The organism is Pseudomonas sp. R9.37 (assembly GCF_963878885.1).
Classification (GTDB): Bacteria; Pseudomonadota; Gammaproteobacteria; order Pseudomonadales; family Pseudomonadaceae; genus Aquipseudomonas.
The window spans coordinates 211,325-237,118 of record NZ_CAWNZA010000003.1 but is presented as its reverse complement, the minus strand read 5'-3'; the positions used below and the strand labels follow the sequence as shown (position 1 = coordinate 237,118).

Sequence of the window (25,794 nt, the reverse complement as noted above, 5' to 3'; positions counted from 1 at the left end):
GGTCAACTTGTGGGAGCGGGCTTGCTCGCGAAGCGGTGTGTGAGTGACACATGAGCTGACTGAACCACCGCCTTCGCGAGCAAGCCCGCTCCCACAGTTGGATCGCAGTGCATCAGGTAGATGGGTGCTGCTCGTTTGTACTCGGTCAAAGGTGGGAGTTGGCTTGCCTGCGATGGGATCAACCCGGTGTACCTGATGGACCGAGGTGCCTGCATCGCAGGCAAGCCCGCTCTCACGGTAAAGCCGCTCTGCTTGTGCTTGCTCCCCTCAGGTCGGTGCCTGGGTGGTTGCGAAATCTGAGCGAAAACAGGGCGCAACACACACCCAACGCTCTTCGATCATCAGATCACGAAACGCGCCACCATCGCGTTCAAATCCACCGCCAGGCGCGACAGCTCGTGGCTGGCGGCGCTGGTCTGGTTGGCGCCGGCTGCCGACTGAGTCGCCAGGTCGCGGATGTTGACCAGGTTGCGGTCCACCTCACGCGACACTTGGGCCTGCTCTTCAGAAGCACTGGCGATGACCAGGTTGCGCTCGTTGATCAAACTGATCGACTGCGTAATCTGCTCCAGCGCCACACCGGCGGCACGGGCCATTTCCAGGGTGCTCTGGGTGCGCTGATTGCTTTGTTGCATCGACTGCACCGCTTCGCCGGTGCCCGTCTGAATGCCGGCGACCATTTTCTCGATTTCCTGGGTCGACTGCGCGGTGCGATGCGCCAGCGCCCGCACTTCATCGGCCACCACCGCAAAGCCACGCCCGGCTTCACCGGCGCGGGCTGCCTCAATCGCTGCGTTGAGCGCCAGCAGGTTGGTCTGTTCGGCAATCGCGCGGATCACGTCCAGCACCTTGCCGATGTCACGGCCCTGCGTGGCCAGGCCTTCGATCATCACCGAGGTGGTTTGCACGTCCTGAGTCATGGTCTGAATCGCACCGACCGTTTCCACTACCCGATCACGGCCTTCGCGCGCCGCCTGGTTGGACTGGCCGGACGCTTCGGAGGTGGATACCGCATTGCGCGCCACCTCTTCCACGGCGGCGGTCATTTCGTTGACGGCGGTGGCGGCCTGGTCGATTTCGTTGTTCTGTTGTTGCAGGCCTCTGGAGGCTTCCTCGGTGACCGCGCTCAATTCTTCGGCAGCAGAGGCCAGTTGCGTGGCCGAACCGGCGATGTGCTGGATGGTCTGGCGCAGGTTGGTCTGCATCGCAGACAAAGCGCCAAGCAGACGGGCCGGTTCATCCTTGCCATCATCTTCGACGAGCGTGGTCAGGTTACCGCTGGCGATGGTTTCGGCCACTTGCACCGCTTTGCGCAGCGGCGCAACGATGCTGCGGGTCAGCAGCCAGGCGAGTAACACCGTCATCAACGCCGCCACCACCGAAACGATGATGATGCCGCTGACGGCCTGTTGGTAGCTGCCTTCAGCATCCCGCCCGGCCTGGTCGGCATCGGCGCTGTTGATCGCGATCAGTTTGTTCAGCTGTTCGCCCATCAGATCCGTACCGTCCTTGATCCGCGTATTGATGAGGCTGCGCATTTCGTCGACTTTGTTCTGCTGCGACAGCGACATCATCTCGGCCTGCGCCGCGAAGTAATTGTCGAGGGTCGCGGCGAAGGTTTTGTAAAGCGCCGCCTCTTCCGGACCTGCCGGCATGACCGCGTAAGCACTCTGGGCCTGCTTGACCTTGTCGACCAACACCGCTACGCGGGTCTTGGCTTCCTCAAGGGCGGCGGGCTCACGGTTGATCAATATCCGGAACGACAAGATGCGCAAGCGCAGGACGTTTTCCGTCATGTTGCCGAGAAATTTCACGCTGGGTAACTGGTTAGTCCCCATGTCCAGGGAAGACTGGCGAATCTGTGTCATGCGGTTGACGGCAAATACGCCAAGGATCACGACCAGCAACGCAATGAACGCAAAACCGAGGAACGCGCGCGGGGCAATATTCAGATTACGAAGGGACATAGGGCTGCTCTCGAGAGATAGTGGGCGAGCGTCCCTGCCGCGACACGATCAGTCGGCGCCAACGCACCGCTCTGATCTTTGGGCACCACTGTTATAAGAGTTGGGTGGGCTTGAATACGGTATCGGCAGGTGTCGGGATTTAATGCAGGATGTTTCGAAATATTTTTACACACTTCTGACGGCCGGCACTTTCTGGCATCCTGCGCGCCCCTTTCCCTAACGGGCCTGTATTTTGTCTGACACTCAAACCCCTCGCCCCCGCTATAAATCCGACCTGATCTACGGCCTGGAAGATCGCCCGCACTTTACGGCGGCGATTTTTGCCGCACTGCAACATGTGCTCGCCAGTTTCGTCGGCATCATCACCCCCACCTTGATCGTCGGCGGCGTGTTGGGCCTTGAAAGCGAAGTGCCGTACCTGGTGAGCATGGCGCTGTTCGTGTCCGGGCTCGGCACGTTTGTGCAGGCGCGCACGTTCGGCCCGATCGGTTCGGGCCTGTTGTGCCTGCAGGGCACCAGCTTTTCGTTTATCAGCGTGATTCTCAGCGCCGGCTTTATGGTCAAGGCCCGAGGCGGCGGCACCGATGAAATTCTCTCGACGCTCTTTGGTATCTGCTTTTTCGCAGCCTTTATCGAAGTGGTGCTGAGCCAGTTCATCGGCAAGTTGCGCAAGCTGATCACCCCGGTGGTGACCGGCACCATCATTACGTTGATGGGCTTGTCGCTGATCAAAGTGGCGGTCACCGACATGGCCGGCGGTTACGGCTCCAGCGATTTGGGCGCGGCCGGCAACATGGGCCTGGCGGCGCTGGTGCTGCTGACTATTGTGGTCCTCAATCGGTTCAGCAACCCGTTCCTGCGCCTGGGTTCGATCGTGATCGGCCTGACGCTGGGTTTTGTGGTGGCCTGGTGGATGGGCCGGGTCGATCTGGCAGCCCTGCCTCAAGTGCCGCTGATCAGCGTGCCGGTGCCGTTCAAGTACGGTTTCTCGTTTGATTGGGTGGCGTTTATCCCGGTGGCGGTGATCTTCCTGATTTCGCCTTTGGAAGCCGCTGGCGACTTGACTGCCAACTCGATGATTTCGCAACAACCGGTCAAAGGCCCGCTGTATATCAAACGCATCAAGTCGGGCCTGCTGGCCGACGGCCTCAACTCGGCCATGGCCGCCACCTTCAATAGCCTGCCGATGGTGACCTTCGCGCAGAATAACGGAGTGATCCAGTTGACCGGCGTGGCCAGCCGCTACGTGGCGTACTTCATCGCCGGCCTGCTGGTGCTGCTGGGGCTGTTCCCGATGATCGGTGCGGTGCTGCAACTGATGCCCAAGCCGGTGCTCGGCGGCGCCACCCTGATCATGTTCGGCACCGTGGCCGTGGCCGGGATCAAGATTCTTGCCGAGGCCGGACTGCACCGGCGCAATGTGCTGATCGTGGCGATTTCCCTGGGCATGGGCCTGGGTGTGGCCGCCGTGCCGGAAGTGCTGCGCGACCTGCCCAAGGCGCTGCACAACATCTTCGAGTCGCCGATCACGGTGGGCGCGTTCTGTGCAATCGTGCTGAACATTTTCCTGCCCGAAGAGTTCATAGAGCTGGAAGAAGATGAATTTGATCCGGAGTCCTCTACCCTCAAGGTCATGCAGGACCCGGACGTCACGAAATAGGAGCACTTTTGAATGCGCAAGCTCATGGTTCTATCGTTACTGCTGCTGACCTTGAGCGCCTGTGCGCTGTTCCCCAATCGCGACCCGGTCAACATCAGCGTGGTCGGCATCGAGCCGCTGCAAAGCCAGGACCTGGAAGTACGATTTGCCGTGAAACTGCGGGTGCAAAACCCGAATGAAACGGCGATCGACTACAGCGGCGTAGCCCTGGATCTGGACGTCAATGGCCGACCGTTGGCGTCCGGGGTCAGTGACCAGTCCGGCTCGATCCCACGGTTTTCTGAAGCCGTGCTGAGTGTGCCGGTGAGCGTTTCGGCGTTTTCCGTATTGCGCCAGACCCTGGGCCTGAGCCAGACCCAAAGCTTGAACAACCTGCCCTATGTGTTGCGCGGCAAACTGGCGGGTGGCCTGTTTGGCACCCAGCGCTTTGTCGAGCGCGGCACGCTGGACCTGCCGAACACGGCGACCTGGTGATGGCCCGCCAACCGGTACTGTTGACCCCACGACTGATCCTGCGCCCGCTGGTGCTTGCGGATGCCGAGGCCATCCAGCAGCAGTTTGCGCATTGGGACGTGGTGCGCTACCTCAACGCCGCAGTGCCTTGGCCCTACCCGGCCGATGGCGCGCGTTGCTACCTGGAATAGGTCGCCTTGCCGGCCATGGCACGGGGCGAGCAGTGGCATTGGTCGATCCGCCTCAAAACTGCACCTGAGCAGTTGATCGGCACTATCAGCCTGATGGACGAACCGGACGATAACCGCGGCTTCTGGCTGGGCCCGCAATGGCAAGGCCAGGGCTTGATGACTGAAGCCAGCGCGGCGGTGACCGAGTACTGGTTCGAGGTACTCAAGCGCCCCGTGCTACGTGTGCCCAAGGCCGCGCCCAATATTGGCTCGCGGCGGATATCCGAGCGCACCGGCATGCGCTTGATCAGGTCGCAGGAAGGTCGGTTTGTGGAAGGCACCTTCGCGCGCGACATTTGGGAAATAACCCGCGAAGAGTGGCTCAACACGCTACCTGCCACGCCGTAGGCGCCAGGCTTGCCGGCGCCTACGGCTTGACCGGCTTCACTCGGTGAGGGTGCGCACGCCTGGTTTGGCGCGCTCATCCACGACCAGCTCAAACACATCCGGCCGCGCGTAATGCCCCACCACGTCATAGTCATAACGTGCCCGGACGAGGTCCTCGGTATTGATCTGCGCGGTCAATAACCCGACCTCTCCCACCAACGGCCCGGCCAGAACATCGCCCATCGGCCCGATAATCACACTGCCGCCCGCGATCAACGCACGGTCTGACGGCCAATTGGCCACTTGCACGCCGAGCGCCGCAGGCGAGGCCTGCACCTGGCAGGCGCTGACCACAAAGCAGCGCCCTTCATGGGCAACATGGCGCATGCTCACCTGCCACATTTCGCGTTCGTCCACGGTCGGCGCGCACCACACGTCCACGCCCTTGGCGTACATCGCGGTGCGCAGCAGCGGCATCATGTTTTCCCAGCACACCGCCCCACCGATCCGGCCTACAGCGGTGTCGATCACCGGCAAGGTCGAACCATCGCCCGTGCCCCAGATCAGCCGTTCGGTGCCGGTGGGCATCAGTTTGCGGTGCTTGGCAACCAGCCCGCCGTTCGGCTCGAAATACAGCACCGTGCAATATAACGTGCTGGCACTGCGCTCGATCACGCCGATTACCAGGCTGGCACCGGTGCGGGCAGACAACCCGGCCAGCGCTTGCGTCTCGACGCCCGGCACGTCGATGGCGTTGGCAAAATAACGGGCAAAGGCTTCGCGCCCCTCCGGCAAGCGATAACCCAGCTGCGTGCCGAAGCTTTCGCCCTTGGGATAGCCGCCCAGCAAGGCCTCAGGCATCACCACCAATTGCGCACCGCTGCGCAGAATCTCGTGCTCATAGCTCAGGATTTGCGCCAGGGTTTGCGCTTTGCCTTCTGGCAAGGCACCGATTTGCAAGGCAGCCACGGTAGAAAGGGGCATCACGATCACTCCAAATAAGGGGGGTTGCCCATTCTCCGATCAGCCGTGATCATGAATAAAGCCCACTTCAATGCTGAATGATATGAGCCAAATGAATATCGCCCAGGTTGACCTGAACCTGCTGAAAACCTTCGAAGCCCTGCACGACGATTCCAGTGCCAGCCGCGCCGCGTTGCGCCTGGGCGTTACCCAGTCGGCGATCAGCGCAGGCCTGCGACGTTTGCGCGACGTGTATGGCGACCCATTATTTGTGCGCACCGGCCGCGGCCTGGCACCGACGTTGCGCGCCAATCAGCTCAAACCGGTGATCAGCGAAGCGCTGGACCGCTGCCGACAAAGCCTGGCCATGGTCCATCCGGACAATCTCGACTACCAAGGGCGCTCAGTGGTCCTGGGTTTATCCGATGACTTCGAAATTGCTTACGCCCGTCGGTTGATGGAGGCCATCGCCGATTGTGCGCCCAAGCTGCGAGTGATCTTCCGCCAGACCCACAGCCAGATCGTCGCCGCGGCCCTGCTTGACCGTAGCCTGGACCTGGCGATCACCGCGGGCGGGTTTGCCGAACGCAGGCTGAGTCGACAGGTAGTGGGCGAAGGGGATTACCGCTGCCTGGTCGACCCGGACAGCCTGGCACCCAGCCAGCACGCTATCAGCCTGGATGAGTTCGTCGCGCGCGAGCACGTGCTGGTGTCGTCGGGCGGTTTTATCGGGATCACTGATGAAGGGTTGGCGGCGCAAGGGTTGAGCCGCCAGGTGTGCGCGTCCACCAGCCACTTTGCCGCGCTGCCGTTTCTGCTCAAAGGCAGCACGGCGGTGGCGACGATTCCCGGCCATGCGGCCCAGGCCATCGCGCACATGACCGGCTTGCGTGTACTGCCCTGCCCGTTGGCGCTGCCGGTTTACCCGGTAGAGCTGGGCTGGCGCACCCAGGCGCAGCTTGATCCGCTGTTGCTCAAGGTGCGCGAGGCGATTGTGGCGTGCTTTATTTCGCCGCGGCCATCAGCTTGTTGACTTCGCTGCGCACCATATTGGAAAACTCCGGCGGCGACATGCCGTCGAGTTCTGCGCGCACCCATTCAGCCCACTTGCCCTTGCGCTTGGCGCGCTCGCCGAACAAGCGCGCCGCTTCGCCCTTGGCCTTGCCCAGGTTGGCCTGCCACAGGTCGTAGAGGCGTGACTTTTCATCTTCCAGCTCGGCGCGTTCGGCGAGGGTTTTGTTGGCGAGATTGAAGCTCATGTGGAATTACCTGCTGCACAAATAGACGACATCTTACACTGTAGGTCGAAATATCCTGATTCGGATTTTGCCCAAAAACAGGCCCCGGCAAAAAAACTGCAACTTTTGCCGCCGCCTGACACTCCATTGTTCACTGTCACATTCACCTGCAAGGAGTCACACAATGGCCCGCAAATCTGCTGCCCAAGCTGTCGAAGATCAAATCAAGGATCAAGCTTTCAGTGAACTGACGGCGTTGATCGAAGAGTCGGACAAACTGCTCAAGAGCAGCGCCTCCCTGGTAGGCGAAGAAGGCGAAACCCTGCGCGAACAGGTTGCCATCAAACTCAAGCAAGCGCTGGAGTCGGTGTCCAACGTGCGCGAGCGCAGCAAGCCGGTGGTCGACGCGACCGAAACCTACATCGGCGGCCATCCATGGCAGACCGTGGCCATCTCTGCAGGCTTTGGCCTGGTGGTGGGGTTGTTGCTGGGTCGCCGTAACTGATACACCGTACTTGATGCATGGGGGCTGCGCCGTTGGCGCAGCCCCTTTTTTACGTTTCCAGCAAGGCCTGCAAGCGCGCCAGCTCGCGCGCGTCCAGCTCAATACCTTGTTGCTGCGACTTCGCCCGTGTGCGGTGACGTCGATCCCCCGGTAACCGCCGCAACCCCGCCGCATGCATCTGCCGCACCAGTTCCTGGCTGCGTTCGGCGAAGTTTTGCCCGGCCGTCTTGCTCGGGTCGATGACGATCAGCAATTGCCCGGTCCAGGGTGTACGCGCGCCCGGATGATCGGCCCAGTTGAATTCAAACGAGAAATTGCCTCCCGTCAACGCCGCCGCCAGCAACTCGACCATCATCGACAAGGCCGAGCCCTTGTGCCCGCCAAAGGGCAACAGCGCGCCGCCTTCGAGCACGGCTTTGGGGTCCTGGGTCGGCTGGCCGAGGCTGTCAACGCCCATGCCCGGCGGCAAGCGCTCGCCCTTGCGCGCGGCAATCTGCACGTCGCCGTGGGCAATGGCGCTGGTGGCCAGGTCGAAGACGATGGGCGAGCCGTCGGCACGCGGTGCGGCGAAGGCGATGGGGTTGGTGCCGAACAATGGCCGGTCGGCGCCATGCGGCACCACGCAAGTCATGCTGTTGACCACGCTCAACGCCACCAGCCCTTCTTCGGCGAAGGGCTCGACATCCGGCCACAGCGCGGCAAAGTGATGAGAGTTATGAATCGCCAGCAGTGCGATGCCGGCGCTGCGAGCTTTGTCTACCAACAGCGCGCGCGCCGCTTCAAGGGCCGGCTGGGCGAACCCGTTGCCGGCGTCCACCCGCACGAAGCCGGACGCCACATCCGTGACCACGGGCGTGGCCTTGCCGTCGACCCACCCGCTGGCCAGCGTGCTGAGGTAACCGGGGATACGGAAAATGCCGTGGCTGTGCGCACCGTCGCGCTCGGCGCTGGCGCAATTGCGCGCCAGGATCGAGGCAACCTGCGGTGAGGTGCCGTGCTTGACGAATATCGCGTGCAGCAATCCCACCAGGTCATCGAAACCGATGAATGCTGCAGGACTGTCAACGAGCGGGGACTGGGCAGACATCTGTAGCTCCGATTTTATAATTGGAAGAGACAACAAGAATCCAGACCGCCGATTAAACAACGCCTCCTGTGCCTGCTGTCAACGGGCGCTTGCGTTATCTACCGCCCAGCGTGCTGCGCGACCTCCTACTTTGGCGCTTGATGACCGCCGCGTGAAAGGAGAGCGCCCCATGACGCAAGTGACACCACCGTACTTTTTCGATGAGTTCCTACAGACCGTCAAACGCAAAACCCCGTCAGCGCGAGAGCGCGCGCTGGGGTTTTCGGTCAAGGACCTTGATTGGCTGCACACGCTCTACTACGCCACCGATGCAGCGCGCCAGAATGAGGCGGTGCACGGCTACCCGATGAAGGTGGAAAGGCTGTTGGCCAACGCTGGGGGCAAGCCCGCCGTTGTGCTGGCCGGGGCGTTTATGATGAGCCCCACACCCGATGCCAGTAAGGCCGTGCTCTACAGCCCCTATGGCGGCCTTGAGCTGTTCGACAGCCGCGCCGACCTGCTCATTGAGGTGCAGGAACGCCTGGCGCATCCGGCCAAGCGCGAAGAGCTGATGCAGTTTGTATCCATCGGCGAGCGTGATGCACTGCCGGTCAATCTGTACATGACGGTGAGCACCGCCGCCATCCCGGGCGCGGTCATGGAAGACCAGGAGCAGGCCATCCTGGTCGGCCAACAAAAAAATGTGACCGCGATGCTCGACCAGTTACGCAAGCTCCCCAGCTTGGGTTGGATGCTCGACACATTGCTCGCCATCATGGCCCGCTCCTGCTTTCCCGGCCTCACGCAGAGCGATACGCGGGTTAATTTTTTCAGCCAGGCCTCGGCGGCAGCGGACCGTCGCTGGGTCGACTCGATGCCACTGCGCGATGCGCTGCTGCAGTTTTACGTCAAGCAAGCCTGGCCCTCGGGGCAGACACACACGTTCTTCAACATCAGCCATGACACCCGCGCGTTTACCGAGGCGCAATTGGCCGAAGACCAACAACGCTGGGACAGCCTCGTCGAACAAACCAGCGGTCTCCTTTCAAAGCTGTTGCACAGCCTGCTCCAGACCTACTGGAACGAAGACTTCGACGGTGGGCAATCACGCCTGCGGTTTTTTGCCCGGGTGATGAGTGACAAGTTTCGCGCCGACCTGTTGTTCAAACACCAGAATACGATCCTGAGCACTGAAGAAAGCCAGGCGCTGCGCGCCCTGTTTCTCTCGGACCAGGCCGCCCGCACCGCCTACGCCAGCACCCTGAGCGTGGAAAAAGTGCGTATTCAAGCGCCCTATCATCAGACGGTGGAACTGGCCAGCACCTTGCTGATCAGCTATACCCACGCCTATCTCTACACCCAGTCGCGCGGTCTGCAGGTGCTCAAGGACTTGAATGACTTTAACGACACGCTGCGGGTCATGCTCAGGACCGCCGGGCATGAAGATGAGCTGCTTAACGTCGTCTCCCTGGATGAGCGCAATCTGTTTGTCGGTCTGGACCCGTTGCACGTCACGGGCCATCGCGTGGTCGGCAACGTCTTCGAGGAGATGATCGAGGATATCGCGGCCAAACAGTTCAACAACCTGGAGCATGCGCTGGGCCTCTATCGGCAAGGCGCGGGCAGTATCGACCTGGCCGCTCTGCTCGACAGTGCGCTGGACGTACGCACCCTGCTCGACAGCCGGCTGATGGAGCAGGAAACCGACGGCCGCTGGAGCGTTCACCCCATCACCACGGGCAGTGGACAGCCCAGCACGGTCATCGCGGAAAAGGCCAGGGCGCACTTGCAGCGGCTGCAGGCGGTCGATGCCGCGCTGGTGCTTGAACGCAGTCAATACAGGCCCCTTCGCGCGCTGGCAGCCCACGCCCTGGAGGCAGAGTTGGCCAGCAGGCACCTGCCGCTGAGTGGCGACGCTATTGAGATCAACACCTACGCCACCACGGCACTGGAGCGCGAAGAGCGGCCACCGCAGGCCTCGTTGAACATGGTTGAACACTTCATCGCGCGCCTCGCCCGGCAGGCCAGTGCCTTGACCGGCTCCAGCCGGAGCGGGTTTTACCAGCGGCGCAAAGGCATCGCCCACCAAGTGCCCAGTTTGACCGTGGCCACGTTCAACGCGGTCATCGAGCGGGTGCTGAGCACGTTTACGCAAGGCTTGCGCGCGCTGCCGCACCTGCTGCCGGACACTCACCCTACGCATCTTAGCCAGGCGATGTTTCAAGGCCTCAGTGGCGAAGCTGAGCTGAGGCGCTTGTCCAAGACCCTGCCGCCGGCTCATCTCGGGCTGCTGGGCAGCGTGCTCAATGCCGACAGCATGGACAGGCTGACGCGCCACGGCCTGAACGGCTTTATACCGGATGCCTATGGCTTGACCTTGAAGGTCGGCACGCAGAACGCGCTGCAGCCTCTGGCCAATTGTTTTGTGCTGTCGGAACGCGGCGGCCTGGACGTTCTTCATTCCGGTGCGGCGCTGCTCTGGACGGTGAGTCGCGGCTATGAGGCGTTTGATTCGATCAAGGCCTTGCGCGACGCAGTGGGGCAACGCTTGCAGGATGAGCGGGCGCGCCTGCCCCTTGTCGAAAACTTGCCGGCCTCCAGGCGTGTGCCTCATCAACGTCTTCAATTGGGCCCGATGCAACGCATCGACGATCATTTGCTCAACAACCGTCAACAGTCCTACAGCCAGTTCCTGTCGGGCGAGGTGGATCACCTGCTGTCGATGACAGTGGGCGTACAACGCTTTCAGGACTGCATGGACGCGCTGATTCGGCGGGCGCCGCCGTCCAACCTGGAAAGGGCTGTCACGCTTACCCGCGCCCTGGTCAACCAGCAGGCGCTGCCGGTATGGCTGGGCATGGCGCAGCCGTCAGAGCAGATCCTGCACGCCGAACTGCTGGAACAATATCGCCTCAGTGCGCCGGACGAGCGTGACTATCTGCACAGCATCACGCCCCTGCGCGAACAGGTCATGAGCACGCTTTCAACCCTGCTCAATGCGCGCTTTCCCGGGCAGGTGGTCAACCCGGACAACATCCTGATTCCTGCGCGTATCGAACGCGAAGGCAGCATTCAAACGCTGACGGATTTCGCCCTGCGGCACCTGCCCGCGTTGCGCGCCGAGCAGATCCGCCCGACCTCACGCACTGCCACCGCGCTGCCGTCCACGCTGGATGGTCATGCCGTGGTGCAACTGGTTCGGCAGCTGGACTTGAAAAGCCTCTACCAACCATTGCTGACCACTCACCTGGGCGGTCAAACCGAAGACACGCGCCAGCGCCGTCACCTGTTCTGTCAGCAGTTGCCCTGGCAACTGCTGCAATACGCCCATGAACAAAAACTGGATGGGCGGCTGTCCGGCTCGGCCTGGAGCTTTATCCGCCAAGTGTTGGATATGCCCGACGCCGTGGCTCGCGCCACCGTGCGCGGTGTGACGGCAACCATTCGCCCGCTGGAACTGATGGCCACCGAGGGTGCAGCCCTGGTCAAGGCTTTGGGTTGCTACCTGATCGGCCCGCACGGCAAGGCTTCCGGCCCTGTGGTGCTGTACGCGCCCTACAGCCCCCACCATGTATTGAGGGAATACGCGAACGAAGCCGCCCTGCTCACTGAGTTCAGTACGCCCGGCGCCTTGCAGGAGTGGATCGTGGGACAGCTGGAAACGGCCCATCAGGCGACTTACCGCCATCTGCTGCAGCCACAAGGGCGTCAGCAGAACGCGGAGATTCGCCTGGGCTCATCGCCCATCCGCGGTCACCTGCTCAACCGTCTGTTTGCGGACAACAGCGAGATGCTGAACCGAATGCTGAGCTGCCAGTTCACGCCCTCGGGCAAAACACAGTGGGAGGCGATCATCAGCCTGCTGACCAGCAAAATCCCCAAAACCCTGCAACTGATGGCGGGCAAACTCACGTACCCGCTGGTGGTGTGGCGCAGCTACAAACTGTTCAAACTGTCGGCCGAAGACTTGCAGCAACAGCGCTGGGCGCACGCCTTGAAAACCTTTGCATTAGGCGTGGCCGAAATGGCCACCTTGCGCACAAGCCTGGACAGGGTTTTGCCCGATGTGCCAACACCCGCGGAGCAACCGACGCTGGAGCATTGGCTCAAGGCTCCTGCCCCCACCGCGACCAGCCTGGCGGAGCAAGACCTGACAGCGCCGCTGCGTACGCAACTGCAAACCTTCGAACACCACGACATGGCCCTGGCCGACCTGACAAAAAGCGCCTACAGCCACGTGTACCACGATGACCTCGGCGCTCTCAGCCTGGTGCCGCTGGCCGGCAAAGTCTACCCGGTGAAAAAAGCCGGTGAGCACTGGCGCATCAGCAACGGTGTACAGCACGGCCCATATTTGCAGCGCAACGCGCTGGGCGAGTGGGTGCTGGACCTCGACCGGCATCACCCACGCTTTGGTAAAACCTTGAGCCGCTACGCAGGCAGGCTTTCCACCCGTGCAGCCGAGCGGGAAGCCATCAATATCGAGGCCGTGGGGTTGCGGGAAATCGCCGCGCTGTCCAGCTGGAAGGCGCGCTGTATCGATGAAGCGCTCAATGTCGCGACCTACTATGCGGTCACCTGCAAGCGCAACATCGTCAACTTTGCCGTGCAAAGAGTCCCGAACAGTCGGGTCGGACGTTTTTTAAGTGAGTTGTTCGGCGTCATCACACTGACCGCTGAACAGGTGCACAGGGTTGAACGGCGAGTCGACGAAGTGCTCGGTGAACTGGTCAACCCCACCCTGACCGCCCCCGATTCGACGCGCTTTGTCAGCGGCATCCACCGGTACAGCCCGCACGACACCTTCGCGTTCGTCTTGCCCAACGATGCCGACAAGAAGATCTACCTGCTGGACCGGTTCTTCGACCCGCGCATGGACATCTATCAAAACCGCTTGATCGCGCCGTTCGACATTTCGGCGCACGCACGCGCGACGACGTTGATTCACGAGATAACGCACCTGATCTCCGCGACCGAAGATCTGGCCTACCTGGACACCATGCGACCGTTCACAGACCTGATCAATGTGCAGGTCAGCGGCGCGCCGGTGATGTTGATGGACCTTGCTCACCTGCGCGACACAGCGCTGTCAACCTTGACGCCGGCGACGATGCTGTTCAAGACCTGGGATGTGTTCAGCGAGCAATGGGAGGATTTCGGTGACCGTGCCTCGACCCGAGCCTTGAAGAATAAAGTGTTGAACACCACCGGTGCGCGCACGCTCAACGATGCCCGGGCGATCTTCATGAGCGACCCGGACAAACGCATCGATACCATTCTGGCCAATGCCGACTCGGTGACTTACTTGATCTGCCAATTGGGCCGAGCGCTGGATGCGGGAGCCTGAGCAGGCTCCCGGCGGGACGTCAGTCTTTCTGGTCACGCAGGATATTGCCCGAAGCGCCATCAATGCGCGCTTCATAGACGACGCCATCGGACTTGCGCCCTTTGACTTCCCAGTAGCCTTTGTCATCGGCTTCGGCGCTGTAGACTTCGACATACCCGGCCTTGGCCTTGGCGGTTTCAATGGCTTTCTCGATGGTGATCCAGCCCGCACCCGGTTTATCCGCCAGGGCTGCGCCAGCGCTGAGCAGCGCGGTGGTTGCACACAGGGCGACTAAGGTTTTCTTCAGCATTTTCGTACTCCATTGGGGGGAATGACGGACTCATGTCCTCTGTTTTTCTGATGTTCCCAAACGAGAATAAGTTCCAATTGATGTGCAATCGCCATGATGGCTGTTCTCGCCATCCGCCTCGGGAGGTTAGAATGTGCGAAATCAGGATGAGTTAATGAGCGAAAAGTCCCTTTCAGAAGCCGAATATGACGCCATCACCGACGCCGCCGCGCATTGGTGCATGCGCTTGCATGCCGATGACTGCACGGCAGGCGAGCGTCAGGCTTTTGCAGATTGGCACGACGCCCATCCCCTGCACGCCTTCGAATACGCAGCCATGCTAGAAATCTGGGATGTGGCCGATCACCTGCCACGCAGCGAGCCGGCGCCAGCGGTGCTGGCGTTCAAGCCGCGCAGACGGCTGCGCGCCTACGCCGTTGCGGCCGCCGTGTGCCTGGCGGCCTTGCCGCTGGCCGCCCTCACGGGCTGGGAAGCGGGCTGGTTGCCCAGCTCGTATGAACACTTCGAAGCCACCCAGGGCTTGCGCAAGGTCACCCTCGGCGATGGCAGCCAGGTGGAGCTGAACCTGGGCACCGAGCTGGTCTACAGCCATTACAAGGACGAACGCCGGGCCACCTTGAAAAAGGGCGAGGCGTTTTTCAAGGTCGCTCACGACAGCCATCATCCCTTCATCGTGCGCGCTGGCGACGGCCAGGTGCGGGTCACGGGCACGCAATTCAACGTCTGGAAATACGAAGACCTGGTGCGGGTAACGCTGCTTGAAGGCTCGGTACAGATCGCCAGCGACGCCGTGCATGGCAGCGTGCCGCTGACTCCGGGCATGCAGGCGAGTTACCACACAGGCGATGCCACGCCGCAAATCGCCGCGATCAGCGCCAATGACTCCGCGCTTGCCTGGCGCCAGGGCAAACTGGTGCTCGACAACCTGGCGCTGGCCGATGCATTGCCGCTGATCAACCGCTACCTGAATAAGCCCGTGATGCTGGCAGACACCACCACCGGGACCATTCGCATCGGCGGCATTTACAACATCAACGAGGTCAACAACCTCGTCCCCTCCCTGCCCAGGGTTTTGCCGGTCTACCTGACCCAAAACCAGGACGGCAACCCCGTGCTCAATTCGATACCCCGTAAAGCCCCCAAAGGCTGATGCGCTTTGCACGAACGGGCTCGCTTGCGCCCTGAGTGTCCATTTTTGAAACACTTCCCTGCCCTGAACCGCCCGTGCTGAGCGGATTCACCGTTCTGTCACACCGACTGTTACAGCCATGAGACAAGCTTGAGGCGGGGCCGTACATGCCCGGCCACAGGGCCACTGTCTCAACGCTGATACAGCACGGCCATCACTTCGCCCGGCTTTAACCCCAACCCTCTGAATTTGAAAAACAAATAAAAAGCGGCACGCGTTCTGCTCTCTCCCTTACAGCGCTGTTTAGGGTCAGCGCGAAGAATAAGGAACACTGCCGTGGACACACACACTCCAGGCTCACTGAGCCTCCTGCTGATCAGCTGCGTATTGAGTGCCGGCACAAGCCTTCCAGTGCTCGCGGCAGGTGACGGCGTGATCGTGATCGAGCGCCAGGTTCAACCGTATGTCATCGGTCGCTCACGCGGCGTCGACCCCTACCCCAACACCGTCAATGCCAACCCGTCGGCACAAGTGCTGCGCGCCTCCACCAATGAACTCAGCGACAACGACATTGGGCGCATCAGCAGCGGCTCAAGCATTACTCGCAGCATCATGCCCAATGGCGACATCACTGGTTTGAACACGATCGGCAACGGTCCAGGCCTGGGCGCCAGCAGCGCGGCCGGCCACAGTGGCGGCGGCATTTCGGGCACGGTCAACGGCGCGATATCCAGCGGCCTCGCACCGCTGAACAACATCGGCGGCATGGTCGGGGGGGCGATGAAATGAATCGCACCTGGATGCTACTGGCGGCGCTCGGTTGCACAGCGGCGATGGCCGACAGCAACAACAACGCCAGCATTGATAACTCGGGTACGCAGTACAACGGCGTGGTCTCGATCAACCAGGCCGCAGGCGATCAGCAACAGTTGAGCAACAACGTCGCGATCGCTGTAGGCCACAACGCCCAGGCAACGGTGACCGTCACGCAAAAAATCAGCGGCGCCGCGGCCGACCGCGCGCTGAACGCCAGGACGACGATCCAGGGCAACGCTTTCAGCAATGGCAACGGTGCACTGAGTGTCAATCAGTCGGCCGGGGCCCAGAACCAGATGATCAATGCCGTGCGAATCAGCGTCAGCGCTGGCCCGCAGAGCATCGACGACAGCGTCATGTCGCAACAGAACGTTGCGCTTGCAACCGACTCAGGATTGACCTCTACCACTGGCAGCCGCCAGGTCGTGACCAGCGACCAGGCCTTCACCGGCAGCCGTGGAGTGGTACAGGTCAACCAGAGCGCCGGGGTGGGGAACCGAGTGGCTAACACCCTGAACTTACGACTCAACTGATGGAGCTGAGTCGGTAGCTGGAACGTACCAACACTTAACCAACTAATAGAAGCAAGGAGATACACCATGAAAACTACAATGGCCCTCAAACCACTGGCTTTCGCTCTCGCTGCGCTCATGGCTGTTGCTGCTCAAGCGGGTCAACCCAACCATCATCCACAGCCTGCGCCAACGACCGCAGCGGCGACCACCCAAGACGGTCAAAGCAACCACGGCAACGTGGTGCTCAATGACAAAACCAAGAACAACGCTTCGGCGAATGACTCGTACAACAACATCAGCGGCGTGGCCAACGGCAACGTGCTGAGCGGCGACAACAACCAAGGCAAAAACGATGTCGCCATCGTATCCGGCGACGCCGACTTCGTATTCGCCAGCACCGGCACCGCACAGTCGAACACCGGCAACCTGGTGGTCAACAGCGGCACCAAAAACAACGCGTCCCTCAACGACAGCGGTAACCACGCTTCGGGCGTGATTCAATTGAACGCCGCATCGGGCGCCTCCAACCAGGGCAGCAGCAGCGTGGCAATCGCCTCGGGTAACGGCGACAGCGGCGCCGCAACCGTCGCCGGCGTGCAGGACGTGTCGGGTAACCTGACGCAGAACCTGAGCAGCGGCCACGGCTGGAGCAGCAAACCGGTGGTCAACAACGCCAGCGTGAACAACTCGATGAACTTCAGCTCCGGGGTGTCGAACTCCAACGTTCTGTCGGGCAGCAACAACCAAGGTCAGAACAACGTCGCAATCACTCGCTTCTGATGCAGACAGGGCCTTGGCAACAAGGCCCTTTTTATTTCCAGTGTCCAACAGGTCCTACGATCATGCGCTTCGGAGCCCTCCTTCTGCTGCTGGCACTCACCGGCCCGACCTGGGCGGCGCAAATGGCAGTGGTCATGCCTAACGGCGCGGTGGTCTACAAGAAGGTCGAGAGCATCCGCGAGCGCAAGTTCGCCAACCTGGTGGAACAGAAAACCGATTTCAGCTGCGGCGCGGCCGCACTGGCGACCATCCTGCGCCAAGCCTATTGGATGGACGTGGATGAAGACCACGTCATCAAGGGCATGCTGGTCAACGCCGACCAGAACCTCGTACGCACCCAGGGCTTCTCGATGCTGGACATGAAGCGCTACCTGGAAAGCATCCACATGCGCGCCAAGGGCTACCGGATCACCCCGCAAGTACTGATCACCGTAAAAGTGCCGGTGGTGGTGTTGCTGGATATTCGTGGCTACAAGCACTTCGTGGTGTTGCAGCGGGCCGACAAGGACTGGGTGTACATCGGCGACCCCGTGCTGGGTAACAAGCGTTATGCCAAAGACGATTTCGTCAAAGGCTGGAACGGCATTGTGTTCGCGGTTATCGGCGAGGGCTACGACAAGGCCAACGCCCTGCTCACGCCGCCCAACCCACTGACCGCCAAGAGCCAGCTGAACGAATTCAGCCCCGTACGTGACAGTGAATTGATGGACTTCGGTTTTATCCAGAGCGACTTCTTCTAGAAGCGCAATAAGGAGCAGGACGCTCCAGGAGCACACGATGAACACTCGACGCTGGCTGACGGTCATGTGCCTGGCAGCCTCAGTACCTGCTTATGCTTCCTCGGCGTTCAAGCCGATCGAACTCAAGGACTCGGAAATGGCCGAGCTGCGTGGCCGTTATGTCATGCCGGGGCGGATTATCAGCTTCGGGATCGTGATGAGCAGCACCTGGACCAATGCCGCCGGTGCAACCGTCACTGGCACGGCCAATATGCAGGTCAGCTCAGCCACCGTGACCCCTCAGTTTTATGTGCAGGTGACCGGCAATGATGGCACCGGCATCGCCAAGCAACCCCAAGGCACCGGCACGGTCATCGGCGGCGCAGGCCTGGGCACGGGCCAGGGCGTGACGCAAAGCGTGCGCGCGGCGGGCGACGGCAACACCGCCAGCAACGGCGTGGACATCAACGTCAGCCGAAACGGCCTGGCGCCTGCCAACTACGTGCAATCAGGGCAAGCGCTGATGGCTGGCCAGCCGATCACCGGCGGCACCGCTGCTGGCCAGGTGACGGTCACGGCCAATAACGGCGGGCTGCAAATGGCGCTTCAGGCCAGTAACAATCAGGGCAATGTGGTGCAGCAAATTGGTGGCGGCAACGTCCTGCAGGGCACGGTCATTCAAGGCAACAGCAACTTTGTGAACAACATGACCCAACTGAATGTGGTGCTGGGCAACAACGGTCTGAACAACCTCACGCAGAACCTTAATCTTGATCAACTCAAAGGCCTACGCCCCTCCGGTTATTGAACTACGCTGAGCCACGACACTTACGCATTAGAAAGGGACGGCTTATTTCATGCATCGATCGCTATCGTTACGTGCCGTGGTTTGCTTGAGTACGCTCTTGCCCGCATCAATGCTATACGCCGCACCCGATGCCGACATTGAGGGTTTGAAACAGGAACTGCTGGAACTCAAACAACGCTATGAAGTGCAGCAAAAAGCACTGGCCGTACTGGAACAACGCGTACGACAAGTAGAAGACCAACCCGCAACTCCCGCCCCCAAACGCTTGGCCAAATCCCCCGCCGACTTCCAGAAAGGTGGCACCACCGTGGCCGGTCATACGCCTGGCACAGGTGCGGCGGCTGCCTCGGGTGGCGCCGGCGGCGGCAGTTCCTACGGGCAAAGTCTCAAGGACGATTCGGCCCCGGCACAAAGCGTGAGCAACCTGTACAACGAAGCCAGCGGCTTCTTCGGTAATGGCAAGTTCAGCTTCGAAACCGGCCTTACCTATGCCCGCTACGATGCCCGCCAGCTTTCCCTCAACGGCTTTTTGGCCCTGGACTCGATCTTCCTCGGCAACATTAACCTGGACCGAATCAAATCCGACAGTTGGACCCTGGACCTGACCGGGCGCTACAACCTGGACAACCGCTGGCAGTTCGACTTGAACGTGCCGGTGGTGTACCGCGAGTCGACCTATCAGTCGGGCGGCGCCAACGGCGACTCCAACGCCACGTCCGAAGCGTCGGTGACCCGAGACCCAACCATCGGCGATGTCAACTTCGGCATTGCTTACAAGTTTCTGGATGAAAGCGCCAACCTGCCGGATGCCGTGGTGTCAGTGCGCGTCAAAGCCCCGACCGGCCAGGAGCCCTACGGCATCAAGCTGATCGAGCAAGTCAATAACAATAACCTGGCCGTGCCGGAAAGCCTGCCGACGGGTAACGGTGTGTGGTCGGTAACGCCAGGCATCTCCCTGGTGAAAACCTTCGATCCAGCGGTGCTGTTCGGCTCGCTGTCGTATACGCATAACTTCGAGGAGTCATTCGGCGATATCAGCCCTAACGTCAACCAGAAAATCCCCGGCAAAATCAGCCTGGGCGACAGCTTCCAACTTGGCCTGGGGGTCGCCTTCGCCCTCAACGAAAAAATGAGCATGTCGTTTTCCGTGTCGGACCTGGTGCAGCGCAAAAGCAAGATCAAGCAAAACGGCCAGGACTGGCAGTCGGTGGTGTCCAGCGATGCCAACGCCGGTTACTTCAACGTGGGCATGACCATCGCCGCGTCGGAAAACCTGACCATCGTGCCGAACCTGTCGATCGGCATGACGGACGATGCGCCGGACTTTACGTTCAGCTTGAAATTCCCGTACTACTTTTAAGCCGCGCAAGGAAAAGCCCCGCAACGATGAGGGTCGTTGCGGGGCTTTCGTTTTACCCGCCCTAGCGGATCTGGTGCTTGTGCAGCAATCGGTAGAACGTCGGCCGGGAAACCCCCAGCACACGGGCTGCGACACTCAGGTTGTCGCTGTGCCGATTGAGCACATCGCACAGCGCCTGGCGTTCGGCACGGTGCTTGTAATCTTCCAGTGTAGCCATCGGTGGCGCAATTGCCTGCTCGCCCAGCAAACCCAGGTCCGCCGCTTCGATCTGCCGCCCTTCGGCCAGCACCAGGCCGCGGCGCACGCGATTGGCCAACTCGCGCACGTTGCCCGGCCAAGGGTGCTGCCCCATGGCTACCAGCGCATCCTCGCTGAAGCTGCGCGGGCGGCGCCCGGTTTCCTGACTGTAGAAGCGTGAAAAGTGGTTGGCCAGCATGGCTACATCGCCGTGGCGCTCACGCAAGGGCGCGGTGACCACCTGCAGCACATTCAGGCGGTAATACAGGTCTTCACGAAAGGTGCCCTTCTCAACCGCGGTTTCCAGGTCGACGTGGGTTGCCGCCAATACCCGCACATCCACAGGGATGGGTTGGCTGCCGCCGACACGTTCGATTTGCTTCTCTTGCAAAAAGCGCAAGAGGTTGGCTTGCAGCTCCATCGGCAAATCACCGATTTCATCCAGAAACAGCGTGCCTCCGTGAGCCGCCTCGATGCGTCCGACCTTGCGCTGGTGTGCGCCGGTAAACGCACCTTTTTCATGGCCGAACAGTTCGGACTGAATCAGGTGTTCGGGAATTGCACCGCAGTTGATGGCCACAAATGGCTTGGCGTGGCGCTGGGACTTGCGGTGCAGGGTCTTGGCCACCAGCTCTTTACCGGTGCCGCTGTCACCGCGAATCAACACGGGCGATTCCGTCGGTGCCAACTTGGCCAAAAGCTTGCGCAATTCACGAATCGGCCGGCTGTCACCCAGCAATTCATGCTCGGGCTCATCGATCAGCGTATGGCCTTTGCCACGCAAACGGGCCATGCCGAACGCACGCCCCAGCGTGACCTGCACGCGCGCCACGTCAAACGGCAAGGTGTGGAAGTCGAAAAACCACTCGCAGACGAAATCTCCGACATTTTGCAGGCGCAAAACGTCCTGGCTGAGCACCGCGATCCACTCGGTGCCACTGCGGCTGATCAACTCCTTGACCGCTTCCGGGCGCTCAAGGTGATAGGGCTGCAAGCGCAGCAGGCCAACATCGCAGGACCGATCGCCGACGGTGCCAAGGGCACAGCTGTCGACTTCCCATCCGGCGGTGCGCAAACCGGGCAGCAATCCGTGACAGTCATCACACGGATCGACCACAAGCAGACGACGCTGGACAGGTGTAACAACCATGACTATTCCTTGGCGCCAATATTATTAAAGTTATTTAGAAACAAAGGTTTGTGAGGTCTGGCGCTAACACTAGCAAGGTATTGACGCGCGCCTTGTACCATTTCGCTATAAGTGTTGGCACAAAGCCAGCGCTGAAAGTTTGCGGGTAAAAGAGTGCCGTGCACCGCAACGGTTATTCAGCTTTCAAAACAGCCGCTTACATGACGTTGATCACGGAAAGTTGAAATTTCTTGCTCTAGCATGTGACCCGTACCCCGCCATCGAGCATCAGTACAAGTAACTCGCCGTCTGGCTCGCCCAACCGACGGCACTCACTTGAATGGGCATTAGAGAGAAGACCCACATGAACGCCCCGCTCCGCATCAACGAAGCTCTTTTGATCGCAGACCGTGCTTTCCAACCCTTCCAGTGCGTGGCCTGGCACGATGGCAATGGCGCCCTCAGCCTGAGCGTCATCGACCGCACCAACACGCGTATTGGCAGCAAACAGCTGTCCTCGAGTGCCTACACCGACCCGGCTCAGTTGGAAGATCTGTTGTTGCAGGCCCGCGCCGAACTCGACAAAGATGGCTATAAGTTGCAGTCCTGGGCAATGCCCAAGTAAGACAACACAGCAACTTCCGATCATTGCCCTGGAGTAAAAACAATGATCGGAAGTTCAGTGCATACGCATTGCGCGTGACGGCGCTTATCGCGCCGCCAGAATAAACCGTTCTAACGCTTGTGCAGCACCATCCTCGACATTGCTGCCGGTGACGACGCTGGCCTGACGTTTGACGGCCTCTTCTGCCTGGCCCATGGCAATCGACAAACCGGCCACGTGAAACATCGCCGGGTCGTTGCCGCCGTCGCCAATGGCGGCCGTCTGCTCCAGCGGTACACCCAGGTGCGCAGCCAGGGCTTTCAAGGCATCACCCTTGTTGGCCTGCATCGCCGTCACGTCCAGGTAAATTGGTTGCGAACGCGACACATGGGCCAGCCCCTGAACCTTGGGCTGCAACTGCGCTTCAAGCTCGACCAGCAACTCAGCGTTGCGACTGGCCGCGACAATTTTGTCGACCCGATCCAGGTACGGCTCAAAACTCTCCACGACCAGTGGCCCATACCCCAGGCCAGCAGCTTCAACCGCCACCATGGGCCCAGGCGGGTCACGCCGCAGCCATTCGCCGTCGGCAAACAGCCAGACTTCCACGCCCGGTTGCCCGGAGAACAGCGCCAATGTGACCAGCGCCGCCTCCGCCGGCAGGTGATGGGCCAGCAGCACGCTGCCATCGGGATTGATCAACGTGCCGCCGTTAAAGCCTGCCACCGGCACGTCGATGCCGAACGTTTCGATCATCTGCATCATGGCCTTGGGCGGCCGCCCGCTGGCCAGGCTGAAGAACACGCCGGCGTCGCGCATGGCGCGCACCGTATCAATGGTGCGCTGACTGGGCGTGTGGTCGGGACGCAGCAGCGTCCCGTCCATATCGCTCAGGACAAATCGGATGGGATGGATCGCGGCATCATTCATCCCAGGCTATGCCAGGTACGGCCATCGCGGGCCAGCAAGGCATCGGCCGCTGCCGGGCCATCTTCACCGGCCTTATAGGCCTGGATGCCACCGTCCTCTTTCCAGGCGTCAAGGAACGGCTGCACCGCACGCCAGCCGTTTTCGATGTTGTCAGCGCGCTGGAACAGGGTCTGGTCACCGGTCATGCAGTCGTAGATCAGGGTTTCGTAACCCGTCGACGGTTGCATCTCGAAAAAGTCCTTGTAGTCAAAACCCAATTCGATATTGGCCATCTCCAGGGTGGGCCCAGGCTTTTTGGCCAGCAGGTCGAACCACATGCCTTCATTGGGCTGGATCTGGATTTTAAGGTAGGTGGGCTTGAGCTCATCCACTTCGGTATCGCGGAACTGCGCGTAAGGCGCGTGCTTGAAGCAGATCACGATTTCGGTGTCGCGAATGCTCATGCGCTTGCCGGTGCGCAAGTAGAACGGCACGCCGACCCAGCGCCAGTTGTCGATCATCACCTTGAGGGCGACGAACGTCTCGGTGCTGCTGTCGGGCGCGACGTTGGCTTCTTCGCGGTAGCCGGGAAGCGCCTTGCCGGCGATCTCGCCAGCGGTGTACTGGCCGCGTACCGAGTTGGCCCGCGCATCTTCCAACGACCACGGCCGGATAGCGCCGACGACCTTGGCCTTTTCACCACGCACCGCATCGGCACCAAACGCTGCCGGCGGCTCCATGGCTACCATTGCGAGCAACTGGAACAGGTGATTGGGCACCATGTCGCGCAGGGTGCCGGTTTTTTCAAAGAAGTTTCCGCGGGTTTCCACGCCGACGGTCTCGGCCGCGGTGATTTGCACGTGGTCGATGTAATGATTGTTCCAGAACGCTTCAAAGAGCACGTTGGAGAAACGGCTGATCAGAATGTTCTGCACCGTTTCCTTACCCAGGTAATGGTCGATGCGGTAGATCTGCTTCTCGCTCATCACCTTGAGCAGGCATGCGTTCAGCGCTTCGGCGGTGGCGAGGTCGGAACCAAACGGTTTCTCGATCACAACACGACGGAAGCCATCGTCGGTTTCGTTGAGCAAGCCGGCGCTGCCCAGGCGCTGCACCACTTCACTGAAGAAGCGCGGCGCAGTCGCCAGGTAGAACACCGCATTACCGGTGCCGCTGTCAGCGATCTTCTTGCCGATGTCGGCGTAGGTGCTGTCGTCGAGGAAATCGCCCTCGACGTAGCTGATGCCCTTGGCCAACTGAGCCCACAACTCTGGGTCGAGGGCGTTTTCGCCATTGCCCTTGACCTTGCTTGCGGCCTCGGTGCGGATGAAGTCCTCGAGTTTCTTGGCGAAGTCGGCATCGCTGATGGCGTTGTGATCAACGCCCACAATGCGCAGGCCTTCGCCCAGCAGCCCGTCACGACTCAGGTTGTACAGCGCCGGCATGAGCAGGCGCTTGACCAGGTCGCCATGGGCGCCAAACAGAAACAGCGTGGTGGGCGGAGCGGGTTCGGCCTTGGGTTTCTTGCCGTTAGCGGTCATTTTTTGGAAGTCTCCACATGGCCGCCAAAGCCGAAGCGCATGGCAGACAGCATTTTGTCACCGTAGGTGCTCTGCCGACGGGAACGGAAGCGAGCGAACAACGAGGTGGACAGCACCGGTACCGGCACCGCTTGCTCCATGGCCGCTTCGATGGTCCAACGGCCTTCGCCACTGTCGGCCACGGAACCTGAGTAGCCGTCAAGCTTGGGATCGGTGGCCAGCGCGTCGGCGGTCAGGTCCAGCAACCAGGACGAGACCACGCTGCCACGGCGCCAGACTTCGGCGATGTCAGCAACGTTGAGATCAAAGCGCTGATCTTCCGGCAGGTTTTCCGAATTTTTAGTCTTGAGGATGTCGAAGCCTTCGGCAAAGGCCTGCATCATCCCGTACTCGATGCCGTTGTGAATCATCTTCACAAAGTGCCCGGAGCCCGCTGGACCCGCATGGATATAGCCATGCTCGGCGCGGCTGTCAGCCGAGGCGGAACGGTCCTTGGTGCGAGGGATATTACCCAGGCCCGGGGCCAGGCTGGCGAAGATCGGATCGAGGCGCTGCACGGTCTCGGCGTCGCCACCGATCATCATGCAGTAGCCACGCTCCAGGCCCCAGACGCCGCCGGAGGTGCCGACGTCGACGTAGTGCAGGCCTTTTTCCGACAGGGCTTTAGCACGACGTACGTCGTCTTTATAGTTGGTGTTGCCGCCGTCGATGATCACGTCACCGTCTTCAAGCAGCTCACTGAGTTCATTGATGGTGTTTTCGGTCGGGTCGCCTGCAGGCAGCATGACCCAGATGGCGCGAGGCTTTTGCAGCCCTGCGACCAAGGCCTTCAAGTCGGCAACGCCTGTGGCGCCCTCCTCGCTCAAGCCTTTGACGAAGGCTTCGTTACGGTCGTATACAACGGTGGTATGCCCATTGAGCATCAGGCGCCGCGCAATGTTACCGCCCATGCGGCCTAGTCCGATAATCCCCAGTTGCATGTGCTGATGCTCCTAACTGCCAAATAAATGTGTGACATAGTTTATAGCGCAATGAGGCTAATGAGGGTTAGTCCAGAGCGGATCCTTGTAGTTTCATGACAAAAAAATGGCCATCGTTTCAGCATCACGGCCGCAAAAGTCACAACGACCATCAAAAATAAAAAAGTTCCATTGATTCAAAAAAGAATTCAGAATCGCTGCGACTGTTGCCGAGGACCTCGA

At 60.7% G+C, this 25,794-nt stretch carries 22 protein-coding genes and 1 pseudogene; 14 read left to right on the top strand and 9 right to left on the bottom strand.

Going from position 1 to position 25,794, the window contains the following annotated elements:
* Window positions 1–341 precede the first annotated feature (341 nt).
* A complete protein-coding gene (locus tag AACU78_RS03075; protein ID WP_106579763.1) occupies window positions 342–1,967 on the bottom strand; it encodes a methyl-accepting chemotaxis protein in 1,626 nt (541 codons plus the stop codon).
* A 232-nt stretch (window positions 1,968–2,199) separates the two neighbouring features.
* Between AACU78_RS03075 and AACU78_RS03070 the strand changes: the two genes are divergently transcribed.
* The 3 genes and pseudogenes from AACU78_RS03070 (at window position 2,200) to AACU78_RS03060 (ending at window position 4,658) form a co-directional block, all read left to right on the top strand.
* On the top strand, window positions 2,200–3,627 hold the full coding sequence (locus AACU78_RS03070; RefSeq protein ID WP_106579762.1) for a nucleobase:cation symporter-2 family protein: 1,428 nt from the start codon (window positions 2,200–2,202) through the stop codon (window positions 3,625–3,627).
* 12 nt (window positions 3,628–3,639) lie between these two features.
* Entirely contained in the window at window positions 3,640–4,101 is a 462-nt protein-coding gene (locus AACU78_RS03065; RefSeq protein WP_106579761.1) for an LEA type 2 family protein, read from the top strand.
* Window positions 4,101–4,658 (top strand): annotated as a pseudogene (locus AACU78_RS03060) (GNAT family N-acetyltransferase). The gene AACU78_RS03065 and the pseudogene AACU78_RS03060 overlap by 1 nt, the downstream one beginning before the upstream one ends.
* A gap of 36 nt (window positions 4,659–4,694) precedes the next feature.
* Here the strand turns inward: AACU78_RS03060 and AACU78_RS03055 are convergent.
* Window positions 4,695–5,621, bottom strand: coding sequence for a carbon-nitrogen hydrolase family protein (locus AACU78_RS03055; RefSeq protein WP_106579760.1), 927 nt, complete (start codon window positions 5,619–5,621; stop codon window positions 4,695–4,697).
* Between the two features lie 91 nt (window positions 5,622–5,712).
* Between AACU78_RS03055 and AACU78_RS03050 the strand changes: the two genes are divergently transcribed.
* Window positions 5,713–6,633: a LysR family transcriptional regulator gene (locus tag AACU78_RS03050; protein ID WP_106579776.1), complete on the top strand. Its 921-nt coding sequence runs from the start codon at window positions 5,713–5,715 to the stop codon at window positions 6,631–6,633.
* Here the strand turns inward: AACU78_RS03050 and AACU78_RS03045 are convergent.
* Window positions 6,605–6,859, bottom strand: a complete 255-nt coding sequence (locus tag AACU78_RS03045; protein ID WP_106579759.1) for a hypothetical protein — start codon at window positions 6,857–6,859, stop codon at window positions 6,605–6,607. The genes AACU78_RS03050 and AACU78_RS03045 overlap by 29 nt on opposite strands.
* Window positions 6,860–7,022: 163 nt before the next feature.
* Here AACU78_RS03045 and AACU78_RS03040 point away from each other — a divergent pair, with 163 nt between their 5' ends.
* Window positions 7,023–7,343 (top strand): DUF883 family protein, encoded by a 321-nt coding sequence (locus tag AACU78_RS03040; RefSeq protein ID WP_106579758.1) that lies wholly within the window; start codon window positions 7,023–7,025, stop codon window positions 7,341–7,343.
* Between the two features lie 49 nt (window positions 7,344–7,392).
* Here the strand turns inward: AACU78_RS03040 and AACU78_RS03035 are convergent, their stop codons facing one another.
* Window positions 7,393–8,430, bottom strand: a complete 1,038-nt coding sequence (locus AACU78_RS03035; protein ID WP_106579757.1) for an Ldh family oxidoreductase — start codon at window positions 8,428–8,430, stop codon at window positions 7,393–7,395.
* Between the two features lie 169 nt (window positions 8,431–8,599).
* Between AACU78_RS03035 and AACU78_RS03030 the strand changes: the two genes are divergently transcribed.
* Window positions 8,600–13,756 (top strand): dermonecrotic toxin domain-containing protein, encoded by a 5,157-nt coding sequence (locus AACU78_RS03030; protein WP_106579756.1) that lies wholly within the window; start codon window positions 8,600–8,602, stop codon window positions 13,754–13,756.
* A 19-nt stretch (window positions 13,757–13,775) separates the two neighbouring features.
* Here the strand turns inward: AACU78_RS03030 and AACU78_RS03025 are convergent, their stop codons facing one another.
* Complete coding sequence (locus AACU78_RS03025) at window positions 13,776–14,045, bottom strand: PepSY domain-containing protein (protein ID WP_106579755.1); 270 nt, start codon at window positions 14,043–14,045, stop codon at window positions 13,776–13,778.
* 154 nt (window positions 14,046–14,199) lie between these two features.
* On the opposite strand from AACU78_RS03025, the gene AACU78_RS03020 reads away from it, so the two are divergent.
* From AACU78_RS03020 to AACU78_RS02990, 7 genes are all read left to right on the top strand, one after another.
* On the top strand, window positions 14,200–15,195 hold the full coding sequence (locus AACU78_RS03020) for a FecR family protein (RefSeq protein ID WP_106579754.1): 996 nt from the start codon (window positions 14,200–14,202) through the stop codon (window positions 15,193–15,195).
* A gap of 315 nt (window positions 15,196–15,510) precedes the next feature.
* Entirely contained in the window at window positions 15,511–15,963 is a 453-nt protein-coding gene (locus tag AACU78_RS03015; RefSeq protein ID WP_106579753.1) for a hypothetical protein, read from the top strand.
* Complete coding sequence (locus AACU78_RS03010; protein ID WP_106579752.1) at window positions 15,960–16,523, top strand: adhesin; 564 nt, start codon at window positions 15,960–15,962, stop codon at window positions 16,521–16,523. Before AACU78_RS03015 ends, AACU78_RS03010 begins: the two co-directional genes overlap by 4 nt.
* A gap of 66 nt (window positions 16,524–16,589) precedes the next feature.
* A complete protein-coding gene (locus AACU78_RS03005; protein ID WP_106579751.1) occupies window positions 16,590–17,285 on the top strand; it encodes a heme utilization protein in 696 nt (231 codons plus the stop codon).
* 62 nt (window positions 17,286–17,347) lie between these two features.
* Window positions 17,348–18,025: a C39 family peptidase gene (locus AACU78_RS03000; RefSeq protein ID WP_106579750.1), complete on the top strand. Its 678-nt coding sequence runs from the start codon at window positions 17,348–17,350 to the stop codon at window positions 18,023–18,025.
* A gap of 37 nt (window positions 18,026–18,062) precedes the next feature.
* A complete protein-coding gene (locus AACU78_RS02995) occupies window positions 18,063–18,812 on the top strand; it encodes a hypothetical protein (protein ID WP_106579749.1) in 750 nt (249 codons plus the stop codon).
* Window positions 18,813–18,861: 49 nt separating this feature from the next.
* Window positions 18,862–20,172, top strand: a complete 1,311-nt coding sequence (locus AACU78_RS02990; RefSeq protein ID WP_106579748.1) for a transporter — start codon at window positions 18,862–18,864, stop codon at window positions 20,170–20,172.
* A gap of 61 nt (window positions 20,173–20,233) precedes the next feature.
* Here AACU78_RS02990 and AACU78_RS02985 read toward each other — a convergent pair whose 3' ends face one another.
* Entirely contained in the window at window positions 20,234–21,559 is a 1,326-nt protein-coding gene (locus AACU78_RS02985) for a sigma-54 dependent transcriptional regulator (protein ID WP_106579747.1), read from the bottom strand.
* Window positions 21,560–21,902: 343 nt separating this feature from the next.
* Between AACU78_RS02985 and AACU78_RS02980 the strand changes: the two genes are divergently transcribed.
* Window positions 21,903–22,163, top strand: coding sequence for a hypothetical protein (locus AACU78_RS02980; protein WP_106579746.1), 261 nt, complete (start codon window positions 21,903–21,905; stop codon window positions 22,161–22,163).
* An 84-nt stretch (window positions 22,164–22,247) separates the two neighbouring features.
* On the opposite strand, the gene AACU78_RS02975 is transcribed toward AACU78_RS02980, so the two are convergent.
* Genes AACU78_RS02975 through gnd form a run of 3 tightly spaced genes read right to left on the bottom strand, consistent with a single transcriptional unit; the run spans window position 22,248 to window position 25,572 of the window.
* Window positions 22,248–23,072, bottom strand: coding sequence for an HAD family hydrolase (locus tag AACU78_RS02975; RefSeq protein ID WP_106579745.1), 825 nt, complete (start codon window positions 23,070–23,072; stop codon window positions 22,248–22,250).
* Window positions 23,069–24,592, bottom strand: a complete 1,524-nt coding sequence (gene zwf / locus AACU78_RS02970; RefSeq protein ID WP_106579744.1) for a glucose-6-phosphate dehydrogenase — start codon at window positions 24,590–24,592, stop codon at window positions 23,069–23,071. The genes AACU78_RS02975 and zwf overlap by 4 nt, the downstream gene beginning before the upstream one ends.
* A complete protein-coding gene (gnd, locus tag AACU78_RS02965) occupies window positions 24,589–25,572 on the bottom strand; it encodes a phosphogluconate dehydrogenase (NAD(+)-dependent, decarboxylating) (RefSeq protein ID WP_106579743.1) in 984 nt (327 codons plus the stop codon). The genes zwf and gnd overlap by 4 nt, the downstream gene beginning before the upstream one ends.
* Window positions 25,573–25,794: the final 222 nt, after the last annotated feature.